The following is a 15,156-nucleotide window of genomic DNA, read 5'->3' as shown; positions in this document are numbered from 1 at the left end:
AAATCTAACGGCAAAATTCAACGGCAGCCAGCAGCCTTGGCTTCTTGGTTCCGTCCATTGCAGCACAGTGTTAGCCTGCTCTAGACTTAGATGTACATAATAAGCGTAATAACTGGATTATGAGCTACCGCGACATCATCACTATTGAGCCAGATAAGCGTGGTGGTAAGCCTTGCATTCGTCGGATGCGGATAACGGTTTACAATGTTCTGGGCTGGTTAGCCGCTGGTATGTCTGTTGCTGAGATTATTGATGACTTTCCAGAATTGACAGAAGCAGACATTAGAGCCTGTTTAGAATTTGCGGCTGATCGGGATCATCGTTTAGTCGCTTCGGTGAGTGCTGCTTAAACCTACTATTTGATCAAAATTTAAGCCGAAAACTGGTGACTCGCTGGGCTGATGTTTTCCCTAAAGCCAGCCATGTCCAGTTGCATGGGCTAGCAGAGAAGACAGATAAAGAGATTTGGGAGTTAAGTTAAACGACTTCTGCACTGTGATCCAAGATGCAGATTTTGCAGAGAGAAGTCGATGGGCGTAGCTAATGGATCGGGGATGCCTTAGACTTCGGAATGGTTACCCCTGGGAATAGGGAGTCAAACCGTTGATTGACCCAGGCAAGCCGCAGCATGAGTAGATGATTGAAACCATCCTCACTCCAGCGCATACCAACCCCCTTAAAGCGCTGTTGAATCAGCCACTTACAAGCACTTTCGACCATTCCTGACCCCAGCGGTATCTGTAGTTGTTCAAAGTGGCGATATTGGATGTGTCGCAGATGGCGCTGGAAATAAGCCTGTACCTGGAGCAACGTCGTAAAAGATTTGCCCGTAAACAATTGTGAGTGAATCAACATCGTCAAGGACCGCAATACTAATAGGTGTTGCCCATGTCGCAATTGGTGTCGCCAGCGCCGAAACCAGGCTTGGGCTTGAGCAGAGCGAGCATCCCCAAACATCGCTTTTGTTGCTCGTGCAAGATGGCCTGCTGCATGAAAGAAATCGAGAACTGCCACAGCACAGTGAGAGAACAAGGTGCGGTAGACTCGCCAGAAGCCTCGCCCCCATCACTCAACCAGATGACGCTTGGGGCCGATTCAAAGTCTTGTTTGCGGGCTTCGAGGTGCAGTAAGGGGATGAACTGGTCGATATCGCCCAATACTGCCACCAGTCTTCGACGTAGTAGTTGGGGGACACGCTTTTGTGCTCGGGTGCCCCGTGTTCCTAGGCGGGCTAAGATAGCAACTTTGACTTCTCGCCACTGGATTTTCCCTTGGGGTTTTCGGGGTGGGGCGAAAGGGCACCATCACACCGTCAGCAGCAATGGCCAAAGGTAGAACAGACAACACCTCTGAAATCGCTTCACAAGGAGTCTGGTCACCTGAGGCTTGAGCTTTGAGTTGAGTCTCTAGCTCCTGATAAGCTTTGTTGCCCATGACTTGCACCCAACTCCACAAGCTTGATGAGCTGACGGATAAACCACTCCACTGACTCAGCATCCAACTGGCCAGTTCATAGGGCATAAATAGACTTAACAAGCAGCCTAGACGAACCAATTCTTCACTGCTGTGCTGATAGGAGGTAATCCCAATGGATTGATCCAAAGGAGCGGATAGACTACCTGGACACCTGTGGGGACAACGACCCACCCGTCGCTTTCAGGCAATATTTCCCACCAGTGTCTGCATCTGACGAGATTCCCATCCCTTCGAGTGCAAGCGGGTTCCGCAAGTGGGACACCTCGGCCATTCCAATACTGTTTTTGCTCGCCGTGAGAGTTCATCCTCCAGAAGCCAGCGAGCCAAAAACAAACCCATTTGCAGAACGATATAAACCATCTGACTCAGGCTGGGTGCTTCTTTGAGTGCTTCGACCTGTTCTAGAAATTCGTGATGCTCTAGTACGGTTGGCAATTGCGATGTTAGGCTCATGACAAGTTTTTGATTCGGGTACAGGATCTATTGTCCTTGACCCGTTTTTCTTTGAGCCATACATCCCCGATTCTGTGCTTACGCCCGAAGTCGATTGTAAGGTTCTCCCCCAAAAGTAGTTTGGCTAAGGTGTGGAAATTCACCTACACATCAAGTTGAAGCTCTCATCCGTGCTGGACAGGAAGCTATTCAAGAACTCCTAGAACAATCTGATCTACATTGCTTAGAACTGTACTGATTCATCTAGTTGAGGTGGTGCGTGAGCGATCGCAACATCACCCCACCCGCAAAACCCTTACCCAGAGAAACTTCAGAGAAATAGTTTCTTCCATGTAGACGGTTGGTATTGTAGTGACTGTCCCCCTGATCTACATTCCAGAATTAAAAGAAGTTGAATTTTGGATGCTTTGGTGTCAATGAAATCTTACGTCACCGTTCACAGGACCGCGGCGAACGACATTGATTTCAGGCCCCGCGCGGCCCGTGGCTCCGGTTATGTGCACTTTTCGTCAATCACTCTCGACGATCCATAGTATTCCAGCACGATCATCCGCGACAATCAATACACCGTACATGAACGCATATTTGCGATCACCAATACCAAGCCCAATATAGAACCGAGGATTTGTGCCACAAACTGCGACAAAGCGATCGAACAATTCACCGGCCATCTGTTCAGACATTGTTTCGTTTGCATGACCGATAGGGCGACCACCAACCAGTGATTCAATGGTGTGAGCACGTGCACGATCGAGAGTGGTTTCGTAATCGGTCCATCCGTGATCCGGCACGAAGTCTGGATCGGGTTCGGTCGGGTCGTCATCGAAGTGATCGATGAGTTTTTTGAGGATGATCTCTTGCGAGGTACCGTCGGTACGAAAGGCGTGAATCGAAACAAGACCGAGGATATAGTAGCCGTGGAGTCGAGAGTGCGCCGCGATGTCGGTTTTGATGCGAGCAAATTCCGGATTGTTGATTTCAGAGAGCACTTGAATTGCGCACGTAACTATGATTACAACAGTCTGATGTATGTCCCTATATCAGGATATTAGATGCCAGATGTCGTAGAACTACCTCCTCAAAGGAGTTATATGTCAGGTGTCGTCTATGGATAGAAAATCGACATATAGTTCGGATGACACTTCTATTTTCGGCTTTATTGCGTCAATCTTTCAACAACAGTAATATCCCCTGCTGCTCAGAATCAACCTCCACGTCTGTAAGATTAAGTTCCTCAGTCAGACTCAGGCATTTCCATCGAACAGCTGAAAGGGTATGACCCGATTGAAGGTCGCTTGTCTGAAGCTGAATTGGTGTGAATATTTCTATTGAAACTGCATGAAGATTATGTAAACGGACCAATAATTTTGGGATGTTCGCCTGAGCTTTATGCTTTTCTTAAAACATCAATTTCGAAGGATTGCAAATTCTCAGGGAGTGCCAAGGTTTTCCCAGACTCCCATTGGTTCGAAGCTAAAACCGTCCAGCCCTCTGGGGTGATCGACTCATCCAACTCTAAAGGTTTCTCATAGGCAAAATTGATCAAGATCAGCACCTGCTCAGATGCCGTCTCCCGCAGATAAGCCATATGTTCATAGGGATAATGAATCAGCGTCCGCCAGCTGCCAAACCGGAGTGCCTCACTTTGAGCCCGCACATAGAGTAGCTTGCGGTAGAAGTTTAAGATCGACTCCTCATCTTTTAAAGTCGTTTCGACATTAATTTCCTGATAGTTGGCATGAACTGGGAGCCAAGGGGTAACCTCCTTACCAAAGCTAAACCCAGCATTCGCAGACCCATCCCACTGCATCGGCGTACGGGAGCCGTCTCGGTTGGGGGGCAACTCTCCTGTGGGGCTAGCCACCACCGCCTGATCGCGTTGTAGTTCTGGGGGGATATCTTCGTTGTCTACCATGCCAATTTCCTGGCCATAGTAAAGGACAGGCGTTCCCCGTACCGTTAACAGGAGAGTGGCTGCGGCCTTAGCAATTTCCGTGGGGTTCGTGCATAAGGCACATTCAATCCAGCGAGATAAATGGCGAGGTAAATCGTGGTTATCCAGAAAATAAGTGGGCCAAGCCCCAGTCGGGGTGATGCGCTCCTTCTTTTCGATTTCCCGTTGTAAATAGCCGGGATACCAAGGACTAAAGGGAAATTCAAAGGCAAAGGGGAGATGCAGCTCATCATTATTGACCCCATAGAAGCTATTGGAGTCATATAAACGGCTGTCGATAAAGGTCTCACCGATCAGGACCCGGTCTTCGTACTCGTCCATCAGGGCACGAATTTCTCGAATAATCCCATGGTTGTCAGGCAGATCTTTGTCGTAGAGGTGATCCTGGTTATAGTAGGCATTCTTATCGGTTGCCCCGAATTTGACCGGGTTATCCCGATAATATTGGTCCTTGCTATAGACGCTAGAGGCATCTAGCCGAAAGCCATCAACGCCCATATCAAGCCAATAGCGCAGCATGTCATAAATGGCGGCCTTCACCTCAGGATTGCGCCAATTTAAATCAGGCTGGTTTTCATTAAAAACGTGAAAGTAATATTGCTGACGGTCTTCATTAAAAGTCCAGCCCGACCCGCCGAAATAGGACAACCAGTTATTGGGAAGCCCATCCTTATAGCCCGGATCTTGCCAGAGGTACCAATCGCTTTTGGGATTGTCCTGGCTAGTGCTGGATTCAAGAAACCAGGGATGCTGATTGGAGGTATGGTTCAGCACCATATCCATAATCACCCGGATCCCTCGGATATGACATTGCTCTAGCAGCTCTTTGAACTCTGCTAGGGTGCCGAAGATGGGGCAAATATCCCGATAATCACTGATATCGTAGCCGTTATCCACCATGGGCGACTGATTAACGGGAGACAGCCAAATGGCATCAATGCCCAAGTCAGCCGTTTTATCCGGGTCGCCATCGTTTAGGTAATCCAGCCGTTGAATAATCCCCCGTAAATCACCCACCCCATCCCCATTCCCATCGGCAAAAGTCAGGGGATAGATCTGGTAAATTACTCCCCCGTGCCACCACTTGTGATTGGCGTCTAAAGCTGAGGACATTCAGATCTTCCTTGATATAGATAACAACACCCAAACTTACAGCCAGGAGGTATGGACTGGCTATAAAAATGCGCCAAATATTTTTGGAGTTTTTGAGTAAGCGACTAGGAGAGTTTGGTTAACAAGCCCAGGAACTTAATGGTTTTTGGTGTTAACAAGGTGCGACGGTAGGCATCTGCCGCCTGCTTAATAGCAGATGCTTGCGTGGGATAGGGGTGAATAACGCTGGCCATACTGCCCAAACCCACTTTGCCAATCATGGCCGTGGTAATTTCGCTGATCATTTCGCCTGCATGGCGGGCGACGATGGTGGCCCCAATAATTTTGTCTGAGCCTTTGGCGAGATGGATTTTGACGAAACCATCTTCTTCTCCGTCTGCAAGGGCTCGATCCACATCATCAAACAGGATTTTTATGGTGTTAACATCCATACCCTGGTCCTGGGCCTCTCCCTCATATAAACCAACATGGGCAATTTCAGGATCCGTGAACGTTACCCAGGGCATCACCAGATCGCTGAGTTTATATTTACCAATACCAAAAGGTGAAAATAAAGTGTTTTTAAGGACAATGCGGGCAGCGGCATCAGCAGCATGGGTAAATTTCCAGTTCATGCAGATATCACCAGCTGCATAGATTTTGGGGTTTGTGGTTTGCAGGTAGTCGTTGACGGCGACCCCCTTGCGATTGTCATATTCAACCCCTACCGCTTCAAGATTGAGTCCATCGACATTGGGATCGCGCCCAGCACCGGCCAAAATTTCATCAACCACCACGGATTCTTCTCGGCCATCACAAACAAAGTGAATCACTTTGCCCGCTGGCGTACGTTCGACCCGCTTCATCTGACAAGCCAACACCAGCTTAATGCCTTCCTTTAAAAATGCTTGCTGGACAATTTCTGCCGCATCAGCATCTTCTTTACTCATTAGATGAGCCCCTCGATGGAAGAGCACCACCTGACTACCAAGTCGATGAAAGGATTGGGCGAGTTCACAGCCAATCGGTCCACCTCCAATCACGGCTAATCGCTGGGGTAACTCCGTCAAGGAGAAAACGGTTTCGTTAGTGAGATACCCAACGTCTTCAATGCCCTCGATCTGGGGGCGAACCGCTCTTGCGCCTGTGGTGATCACGGCTTTCTTAAACCGGAGGGTTTTACCATCTACGGATATGGTATTGGGACCTGTAAATTTGCCCTCTCCTAAATACATATCTACCCCAGATTTAGCAGCGGCAGCAGCAGAGTCCACGGGACTAATGCGGGCGCGAACCTCACGCATCCGCTCCATCACGACTTGAAAATCGACATCAATCTGGGTGGGTGGATGAATCCCATAGGGTTGAGAATCCCGCATATCAGCAGCGACGCGGGCAGATCGGATCAGGCATTTGGAGGGGACACAACCAACGTTTAAGCAATCTCCACCCATCAGATGCTTTTCAATGAGGGCGACCTTAAGGCCAACCCCTAAACCAGCTGCTCCCTTAGCGGTAACTAAACCCGCCGTTCCCGAACCAATCACAACGAGGTCATAGCATTCAACCGGGGTAGGATTCACCCAATCAGGCGGATGAACGTTATTCACCAGCTTGCGATTATGAACATCCATGGGAGGGATGTTCACACCAGAGAACGAAGATTGTGTCATGGGCTGCTAAAACTCCTCAGGATTAGATGGGGATAGAAACGAAAAACTCTTTCCCAGAGCAGTCGAAATCAACGCAACCATTATGCGGATAAATTCTAAGAATCTGCTGAGAGCTGGGCTGCATAAATAGCAGAACCCATGAGCCCCACTTTGGGATTGAGTACAACATGAATGGGGACTTTATGAAGGAGGGGACTAACCCGTCCCTTGGTTTGAAATGTTTTAAGGAATGCACCTGTCTGCAGTAGGGGCAAAATTTTGGCTGCTACCCCCCCGGCAATATACAGTCCCCCATAGGGCAACAGTTTTAAGGCTAGATTCCCGGCTTCGGCTCCATAGGCTTCGACAAAGAGGGTTAAGGTTTGCTGGCAAAGGGGATCCGTTTTCTGCAATGCGGCTTGTGCGATCGCAGCTGCTGGATCAACTAAATTTTCGGCTGTATCCTCCCTGTGCTCCCAGGCTTGAAAGACTTGAGCCATTTCAGATGACTCTGAATGTTGCCCTAAACTGCGCAGAAATCGATAGATTGAGACAATCCCAGTACCGGATACGACCCGTTCCACAGAAACCCGGTCTAGCTTCATCTCCTCTCGCAAGAAATCGAGCAGCTGAAATTCGATCGGTGTGCGGGGCGCAAAATCTGCATGCCCCCCTTCACTGGGAAAGACTTGATAACCTTTAGTATTCGGCATTAGGAATCCTTCCCCTAATCCAGTACCGGCACCAATGACGGCAATGGGGGCTTTCGGGTTTGCAGGGACTGCCTGCAGGGTCGCAATATCCTGCTCTCCTAAGCCCAAAATGCCATACCCCACTGAAGCAAAGTCATTGATCAAGGCAACACGGTTGATGCCAAACTCTGACTCCAGACGACGAGCATTTAGAGACCAAGATAAGTTGGTGAGTTCTGACGTGTCATCGACCACAGGGCCAGCAATGCCAAAGCAGGCTGCCTGGGTGGCCGTTCCTGTATCGAATTGAGCCAGAAACTGCTCAATCATAGGGCTTAAGTCTGGAAAGTCTTGGCTTGGATAAGTCTGCTCGGATATGGTTGTCAGTTGGGGAATGGAGGGTAGGGACAGCGACGGTTCAGCTTTAACGAGGCGCAGAATGGTTTTAGTGCCTCCAATATCCCCAGCAAGAATGGTTTGCATAGTCTCCCCTTTGCCTAAACGGTTCTCGGTCTTCTTGCGATGGTACCCCTAAGCTTTTATGCGGCTGACAACTTTAATTCAAGCTTGCAAAGGATAACAAAAGAAGGTGAAAGAATCCGTTTAATTGTGTAATGAACAGCATTAGAAATCTATCCCATCTAATATACTCCTCTCAGCTCTTTTGCCGGTATCTTAGGGTTTTACTCTGAGAAAACCATGATGTTTTCCTGAAAAGATAAAAGCACTAACCTGAGAGGAACTAGAGGGTTTGCTGAGAAAACTGAGAAAAACGAGGTCGATCAACCTATCAACCAACCTTACAAAGGAGTGAGGACGGATCAAGTACAGTTTATACCCGCCCACACAAAAGCATCCAAAGGTTACATCACCCTTGGATACTCAAGTTTAGCTAGATATATTCGGGAAAAAGGCCCCCGAAGCAAGGATAACGGCTTTAGGAAAGACTAATCTGAAGCTGTGGCTGTATCAGAAGAGTTGTTCGAGTCCTGATTATCTCCGTTTTGATTGTCAGAATTGGATTCTTGACGATTAGAATTATACTGACGTCGACCGAAGCGGCCAGATCCTGAACGCTTACGAAACTTCCGGGCATAAGCTTGATTTCGCAGGGCTTTTTCTTTTTTTAGGTTGCGGCGCTTAGCCATAAATACCTCAACAAGGACGATGGACTTCGAATCTTAGTGGACTTTAACGCCACCTAACCGAAAGGAGATGAAGTCGGCGGAACAATTTATCGTATCACATCCATGAATTCATCTGTTTCTCTTCAGAATATTTCCAAAATCTATAACCAAGTTACAGTGGTCAATAACCTGTCTTTAGGGATTCAATCAGGAGAGATATTTGGACTGCTAGGGCCGAACGGAGCTGGGAAATCAACCACGATTCGGATGATGACCACCCTCACCAAACCGTCTCAAGGAAATATTCAGATTGCGGGGCTGGATATTGATCAGGGGCAAAAAATTAAGCGCAAAATTGGTGTGGTTTTGCAGCAGGTCAGTTTGGATCAGGATCTAACGGTTTGGGAAAATATGGAGATGCATGGCCGCCTGCACCATTTACCCAAATCCCTCCGCCAGGATAGAATTCACCACTACTTGGACTATGTTGACCTGCTGCAGCGACAGCAAGATGTTGTCCGCCAACTGTCGGGCGGGATGATGCGCCGACTGCAAATTGCTAGAGCGCTTCTGCACCAGCCTCAAATTTTATTTCTGGATGAGCCAACGGTCGGGCTTGATCCCCAATCGAGGCGAAGAATTTGGGAAATTATCCAGGAGTTAAACCACCAAGGAATGACAATTGTACTGACCACCCACTATATGGAAGAGGTGGAATCCTTGTGCGATCGCATCGGTATTATCGACAAGGGCCAACTGATTGCCCTAGGCACCCTGGCAGAACTCAAACAACAGCATGGAGAAGGGTTGTTGGTTAAACAGGTGGGAGAAAGTAGCCGTCCCCAATGGGATTACCAATTTTTCCCCACCTTGGCGGCAGCCCAAGACTATCTGGATCGTCAAACCCATCGGGTGGGGATGATGGTTCGTCCTGCCAACCTAGAAGATATTTTTGTGGAACTAACGGGACGCAATTTGGATTAAATCCTGGCCTATTGTTGCGATCGCGGGTAGAGAAGCTATCATTGGCGCAAGACAGATTGTCTTTACCCCTGCATTGTTCGAGGAGCGTTTACTGTGGTTGGTACTACTGAAACAGCCGCATCTACCCGTTTAGCAACGGTGATTGAGGCCATTCTCTATCTCAAAGCCCAACCGTTGACCCTCAGCAAAATTGTGGAATACGCCCAATGTGATCGCGATGATGCAGAGGATGCCTTGATCGAACTAATGCAAGATTATGCCCATCGAGATAGTGCTCTAGAAATTGTTGAAACTGATGGTGGTTATAGCCTGCAACTCCGTCAAACTTACAAAAGCATGGTGAATACCCTTGTTCCCGTTGATATTGGAGTAGGTGCCTTAAGAACATTAGCGGCAATTGCCTTGAAAGGTCCCATTGCCCAAACTGATTTGGTGGAATTAAGGGGGTCAGGTGCCTATCAGCATGTTCATGACTTGATTGATCAAGGATTTGTGCAAAGACGTCGCCAATCGACTGGACGGTCTTACCGGGTGCAGGTGACCAATCAGTTCTATCAGTATTTTGAGATTGACCAGCTTCCCAAAATTTAGCGCTGATCAAATTTGAGTTTTGTAGTCAAGGCAACCGCTTTTTCGAATGGAGGTTGCTAGATTTACGAGGGCTGTCAAACTCAACCGAGCGTTACTTCTATCTAACGTGCGATTTTTAGGTTGATTTGTCAGCAAACCCTAAGATCTTACTCATCCTAGTGATTAGTCAATACCTCCCAATTCGTAAGGATATAGACTCTGTATGTTATGCGATACATGTCAGAGAAAACGGGCTTGTTTACCCCTTGCTTTAGCCCAAACTGACACCGCTTTATTTCAGCAACTCGACTCGCTACAGCATTGCGATCGTCAACTCATACCGACAACGTCCCATCTGCATAAAGTTCGATATGGGGTTGGTGCCATTTTCCGGCATCTCAAGAATTTACTTCTTTTGTGTACCGCTTCGGTTTACCATAGGTTTTTGGTTAACTCCGGTTAACGAATGGTGAAAGCTAAGTTAATATCTTCTAGTAGAGTGCAGGGATATGCGCTATACCGTTGTCCCCTAACATACTAGGTGAACAGATTTGATCTTCTTCCTTGGCATGCTGGACCTAGACTAAAGCGAGAATCCAACCCCAATGATGTTCTTATCCCATGGGAACCTGGGCTGTTGGAACAATTGTTTTGGTCTTTTGTCGTTGTATCTACTTGGGAAGGGTGTTTTCATCAGACTCTTGAACTGTTTCACCAAAAAGTTGTTGATATTCAGGGATTGTCGCGATCAGCTCTAGCAGTTTTTCGCACAAGAACGTATCTGTTTGGCTGCCATCAAAATTTTTAGATGAAGGGCTTTACATTACGGCCATTTGGTTGGATAACAAACAGGTTGCTCAAAACCCTAAATTCTGCGAAGGAGATAAGTTTTAGTGGAAAAAATCAAGATAGCGATAATAGGGATTGGCAACTGTGCAAGCTCCCTGATTCAGGGGATTGAATATTACAGAACTAAAAGCCCTGAGGACGCCATTGGCATCATGCATTGGGATATCGGTGGGTTTAAACCCCACGATATTGAAGTCGTTGCAGCGTTTGATGTTGATGAGCGCAAAGTGGGTCAGGATGTCTCTAAAGCTATTTTTTCTCCGCCTAACTGCACCACGGTCTTTTGCCCAAATATTCCCGACAGTGGCGTCAAAGTCTCTATGGGTAAAGTCTTGGATGGCTTTTCTGAGCATATGACCGATCACAAGCCTGAATATACGTTTATTCTCAGTCAGGCAGCAGAACCGTCTAAAGCAGATATTGTCAAAACCCTTAAGGACTCTGGGACCGAGATTCTCGTCAACTATTTACCCGTCGGTTCCGAAGAAGCTACGAACTTTTATGCAGAATGTGCAATTGACGCGGGCGTTGGCTTTGTTAATTGCATTCCGGTTTTTATCGCCAGTAACCCCCTGTGGGCCGAGAAGTTTAAGCAAAATAACCTCCCCATTGTTGGCGATGATATTAAAGCTCAACTAGGAGCCACCATTACCCATCGCACTCTGTCCGACTTATTTAAGAAGCGTGGGGTAAAGTTAGAGCGAACCTATCAGCTTAATACAGGGGGTAACACAGACTTTCTGAATATGCTGAATCGCAGTCGCCTCGCCTCGAAAAAAGAGTCGAAAACCGAGGCGGTTCAGGCGGTTTTGGGTGATCGCTTAGAAGATCATGATATTCATGTGGGGCCAAGCGATTATGTGTCCTGGCAACAGGATAATAAAGTCTGTTTTATCCGCATGGAAGGGAAGCTATTTGGCGATGTGCCGATGAATTTGGAACTTCGCCTGTCTGTAGAAGACTCTCCTAATTCTGCCGGAGTGTCTATTGATGCTATTCGCTGCTGCAAACTGGCCCTTCAAGCCAAGAAAGGTGGAATTCTCCATTCTCCCTCATCTTTCTTTATGAAACATCCACCTCAGCAGTTTACGGATCAGGAAGCCTACGAGATGACTGAAGATTTTATTGCTGGCCGCCGCGACGACTAATATTGCTATATTTTTGAGAAATGAAAGCCCCGCTTGATTTAATCAGCGGGGCTTTCGTCTTGACCGAAAATTAGACGGGATTAATAAGCATCCTGGAGTTCATAGAAATCAGGGCTGATGTAATCCTTGCGTAGGGGCCAGCCGACCCAATCTTCAGGCATAAGGATACGCGTCAGATTCGGATGACCTTCATAGACGATGCCATACATATCATAGGACTCACGCTCTTGCCAGTCAGAGGCTTTCCAGACCCAATATAGAGAGGGAACGCGGGGATCTTTTCGAGAGAGAAAAACTTTAATTCTGACTTCTGGTGGACGGTCTGCATCATCACTGAGCTTCAGCAGATGATACATACTGACCAACTCTTGGCCTGGCCCTGAATCATATCCGCCTTGGCACATGAGATAGTTATATCCGTCATCGACCAAAGTAGCTGCCACATCCACCAGCTGGTCAGCGGTCACTTTGATCATTTCTACGCCGAGATGATCGGCACCCAGGGCTTCAACCTTGAAACCTGCTTGGGTAAGATGCTTGGCGACAGGACCTGCTTCAATAATGGGTGCTGCTTGTTCTTCTGCAACAGATTGTTCGTCTTGGGTTGATTCGGAAGAGGACTCTGCCACCGTTTGCTCCTTTGATATGCGCTAGAAAATGAAGAAGACGTTTTTTGAAAGAGGAAGAGTGGATATCTAACCTAACTAGGACCACTCTAAGGCTCCTTTTCGCCAGGCGTAAACCAAACCTACAATCAGGATGGCAATAAAGATCAGAGCCTCGATAAAGGCCAAAACACCTAGTTTATGGAACGCTACCGCCCAAGGGTAGAGAAAGACCGTTTCTACGTCAAAGATGACAAAAACCAGGGCAAACATGTAGTAGCGAATGTTGAATTGAATCCAAGCTCCACCGACAGGCTCCATGCCGGATTCATAGGTTGTCCGCCGAACGGCCCCTTGGTTACTGGGACGAAGGACTTTGGATGCACTGAGGGCTAAGGCTGGGACCAAGCTACACAGGAGTAAGAAGCCTAATAGATATTCGTAGCCGCTTAAAGCAAACATATAGTAGAGGTTGGATGTGTTCTCGTCGAGTTCTGTAGAACATTATAAGGTCAGACTTCCCTATTCCCCGGGTTTAGGAAAATAAACCGAGGCTATGCTTTAGATTTTTCTGATCAAGGTCAATCCTGTGGTTGTCTCATCCCTACATTCTGAGGGTTGTTCAGAGTGAGAAAGACAAAGGATTGACGAATTTAGCTTTTGCCAGCCTTTGCTTTGCGGTGAGAATGCTTTTTATGGCGACCTTTGTGGACGGATTTACCGGAGCGCTTTCTAGATCGCTCCTCTTTTGTGCACAGACTAATATTTAACTTCTGCCCCCGGACTCGAACCTGTTTGAGATGTTGAAAAATGGGCTTCGGCATGCACTCCGGTAGATAGACCGTGCTGAAGGTATCAAACAGTTTGATTTGACCGATGTAGCGGGGGGCGAGGTTGACTTCATTTGCGATCGCACCGACGATATTCTTCGGCTTTACCTCATGTTGGCGACCCACCTCAATGCGGAAGAGCTGCATTTGCTGATGGGAAGGCTTACCCAAATCAGCGGCCCAGTTACTGGTTTGAACCGCATGGCCTGGGTCTGAAGACAAATCTTCTTTGGGGGGGACCAAGGGCTTATCTTTTTGGACTAAGTAGGCCAGGGACGCAGCGATTTCTCGTAAGCTCAGGTCCTGTTCTTGTTGATAGTTGGAGATCAGGTCTTCAAAGAAGCCAAGGTCCTGATCTTCTATGGTGTCTGTAATCACCTGCTTGAACTGGACAATCCGGCGATCGGCAATATCCGCATGACTGGGAATTGGCATGGGCTGAATGGGCTGGCGGGTGGCCTGCTCAATGGAGCGCAACATCCGCTTTTCCCGGGAAGACACAAACAGGATGGCATCTCCTTGTCGACCAGCTCGCCCAGTGCGCCCAATGCGATGGACGTATGTTTCCGTATCGTAGGGAATGTCGTAATTAATCACATGGCTGATTCGTTCGACATCCAGTCCCCGAGCTGCCACGTCCGTGGCGACGATGATATCTAAACGGCCCGCTTTGATTCGTTCAATGGTTTTTTCCCGTAGAGGTTGGCTAATATCGCCACTGAGGACTGCACTGGAGTATCCTCTCGCCTCTAACTTCTCAGCTAGTTCGGCTGCCATGACTTTGGTGCGAACGAAGACCAGCATGGCTTCAAAGTCTTCAACTTCTAGGATGCGGGTCAGGGCATCTAGCTTGCTGAGGCCGCGAACTTGCCAATAACGCTGGGTGACCGTCGAAACCGTTGCCGTTTTCGACTTAATTTTAATTTCAACAGGATCGTTGAGATGTCGCTGTGCCACTCGCCGTATCGCAGAGGGCATGGTGGCGGAAAATAGAGCGACCTGCCGTCCTTTGGGGGTTTCGTCGAGGATTTTCTCAACATCTTCGATAAAGCCCATACGCAGCATTTCGTCGGCTTCATCTAAAACAACTGTCGAGAGGTTGTCGAGCTTGAGGGTGCCTCGGAGGAGGTGATCGATCAGTCGTCCGGGGGTTCCTACAACCACATGAACGCCGCGACGGAGTTGTCGGAGCTGAGTGCTGATGTTCTGTCCACCGTAAAGGGTGGCGATATGAAAGCCAGGCAGATAGCGAGCATAAGTCTGCATCGCTTCGGCCACCTGAATCGCTAACTCTCGGGTTGGCGCTAAGACCAGAATTTGAGGATGGGCTTGGGATAGATCCAGTTGGCTCAGCAGGGGGAGCGCAAAGGCGGCTGTTTTACCCGTTCCCGTTTGGGCTTGGCCGAGCAAATCCCGGCCTGCTAATAACGGAGGAATACTCTGGGCTTGGATCGGAGAAGGAGATTCGTAGCCGACTTCTTCAACGGCTTGCAGCAACGGAGGTGCGATCGCAAGATCGGCAAACCGAGAAAGGGTAGGTTGTGACATAGGGGAATAATGAATGGGTAACCGGATTTGACAGCATCACATCAAATCGGGCATTAGGAACAACATGGGTATATTGCTATACCCCGGACGCAGGGGTGGAAGTCTGGGCCAGCTTGTGGCGACGGATTGACCCAACACACTAGCTACAGAAGACTTAACTATCATAAACGATATAG

The 15,156-nt window shown here is 48.2% G+C and carries 13 protein-coding genes and 3 pseudogenes; 7 read left to right on the top strand and 9 right to left on the bottom strand.

The genetic code is table 11. The features are described 5' to 3' along the window. The first annotated feature begins 119 nt into the window (after nucleotides 1–119). Both ON05_RS21410 and ON05_RS38675 read left to right on the top strand, forming a co-directional pair. Complete coding sequence (locus ON05_RS21410; protein ID WP_010474603.1) at nucleotides 120–350, top strand: DUF433 domain-containing protein; 231 nt, start codon at nucleotides 120–122, stop codon at nucleotides 348–350. 32 nt (nucleotides 351–382) lie between these two features. Then, nucleotides 383–531, top strand: a pseudogene (locus tag ON05_RS38675) (DUF5615 family PIN-like protein); the annotation flags it as partial. A gap of 9 nt (nucleotides 532–540) precedes the next feature. Here ON05_RS38675 and ON05_RS21405 read toward each other — a convergent pair. Further along, a pseudogene (locus ON05_RS21405) lies at nucleotides 541–1,929 on the bottom strand (ISKra4 family transposase). A gap of 100 nt (nucleotides 1,930–2,029) precedes the next feature. Here ON05_RS21405 and ON05_RS38670 point away from each other — a divergent pair. After that, a pseudogene (locus tag ON05_RS38670) lies at nucleotides 2,030–2,167 on the top strand (DUF5615 family PIN-like protein); the annotation flags it as partial. A gap of 271 nt (nucleotides 2,168–2,438) precedes the next feature. Here the strand turns inward: ON05_RS38670 and ON05_RS21400 are convergent. The 5 genes from ON05_RS21400 to ON05_RS21380 all read right to left on the bottom strand — a co-directional run bounded on the left by ON05_RS21400 (nucleotide 2,439) and on the right by ON05_RS21380 (nucleotide 8,467). Continuing rightward, the gene (locus ON05_RS21400) at nucleotides 2,439–2,918 is read right to left on the bottom strand and encodes a hypothetical protein (protein WP_010468980.1); all 480 of its coding nucleotides are present in this window, start codon (nucleotides 2,916–2,918) and stop codon (nucleotides 2,439–2,441) included. A 398-nt stretch (nucleotides 2,919–3,316) separates the two neighbouring features. Then, on the bottom strand, nucleotides 3,317–4,996 hold the full coding sequence (locus tag ON05_RS21395) for an alpha-glucosidase (protein WP_010468983.1): 1,680 nt from the start codon (nucleotides 4,994–4,996) through the stop codon (nucleotides 3,317–3,319). A gap of 104 nt (nucleotides 4,997–5,100) precedes the next feature. Continuing rightward, entirely contained in the window at nucleotides 5,101–6,648 is a 1,548-nt protein-coding gene (locus ON05_RS21390) for a mercuric reductase (RefSeq protein ID WP_010468985.1), read from the bottom strand. Between the two features lie 95 nt (nucleotides 6,649–6,743). Then, nucleotides 6,744–7,802 carry a glucokinase gene (locus ON05_RS21385; RefSeq protein WP_010468987.1) on the bottom strand — a complete coding sequence of 353 codons (1,059 nt, stop codon included), beginning with the start codon at nucleotides 7,800–7,802 and terminating at the stop codon, nucleotides 6,744–6,746. A gap of 464 nt (nucleotides 7,803–8,266) precedes the next feature. Beyond that, entirely contained in the window at nucleotides 8,267–8,467 is a 201-nt protein-coding gene (locus ON05_RS21380) for a hypothetical protein (protein WP_010468990.1), read from the bottom strand. A 102-nt stretch (nucleotides 8,468–8,569) separates the two neighbouring features. Between ON05_RS21380 and ON05_RS21375 the strand changes: the two genes are divergently transcribed. From ON05_RS21375 to ON05_RS21360, 4 genes are all read left to right on the top strand, one after another. Next, nucleotides 8,570–9,430 carry an ABC transporter ATP-binding protein gene (locus tag ON05_RS21375; RefSeq protein WP_010468993.1) on the top strand — a complete coding sequence of 287 codons (861 nt, stop codon included), beginning with the start codon at nucleotides 8,570–8,572 and terminating at the stop codon, nucleotides 9,428–9,430. A 93-nt stretch (nucleotides 9,431–9,523) separates the two neighbouring features. Further along, entirely contained in the window at nucleotides 9,524–10,021 is a 498-nt protein-coding gene (gene scpB, locus ON05_RS21370) for an SMC-Scp complex subunit ScpB (protein WP_010468995.1), read from the top strand. A 202-nt stretch (nucleotides 10,022–10,223) separates the two neighbouring features. Beyond that, a complete protein-coding gene (locus tag ON05_RS21365) occupies nucleotides 10,224–10,463 on the top strand; it encodes a hypothetical protein (protein WP_139025596.1) in 240 nt (79 codons plus the stop codon). 430 nt (nucleotides 10,464–10,893) lie between these two features. Further along, entirely contained in the window at nucleotides 10,894–11,997 is a 1,104-nt protein-coding gene (locus tag ON05_RS21360; protein ID WP_010468996.1) for an inositol-3-phosphate synthase, read from the top strand. Nucleotides 11,998–12,077: 80 nt separating this feature from the next. Here ON05_RS21360 and ON05_RS21355 read toward each other — a convergent pair whose 3' ends face one another. The 3 genes from ON05_RS21355 to ON05_RS21345 form a co-directional block, all read right to left on the bottom strand. Beyond that, nucleotides 12,078–12,626 (bottom strand): NAD(P)H-quinone oxidoreductase subunit J, encoded by a 549-nt coding sequence (locus ON05_RS21355; protein ID WP_010468998.1) that lies wholly within the window; start codon nucleotides 12,624–12,626, stop codon nucleotides 12,078–12,080. Nucleotides 12,627–12,701: 75 nt separating this feature from the next. Further along, the gene (gene ndhC, locus ON05_RS21350; protein WP_010469000.1) at nucleotides 12,702–13,064 is read right to left on the bottom strand and encodes a photosynthetic/respiratory NAD(P)H-quinone oxidoreductase subunit C; all 363 of its coding nucleotides are present in this window, start codon (nucleotides 13,062–13,064) and stop codon (nucleotides 12,702–12,704) included. A 191-nt stretch (nucleotides 13,065–13,255) separates the two neighbouring features. Further along, nucleotides 13,256–14,980, bottom strand: coding sequence for a DEAD/DEAH box helicase (locus ON05_RS21345; RefSeq protein ID WP_010469002.1), 1,725 nt, complete (start codon nucleotides 14,978–14,980; stop codon nucleotides 13,256–13,258). Nucleotides 14,981–15,156: the final 176 nt, after the last annotated feature.

The sequence above is a fragment of the Acaryochloris sp. CCMEE 5410 genome (assembly GCF_000238775.2).
In the GTDB taxonomy this organism is placed as follows: Bacteria; Cyanobacteriota; Cyanobacteriia; order Thermosynechococcales; family Thermosynechococcaceae; genus Acaryochloris.
Note: the sequence above shows the minus strand (reverse complement) of the source record. Positions and strands in the feature narration are given on the sequence as shown.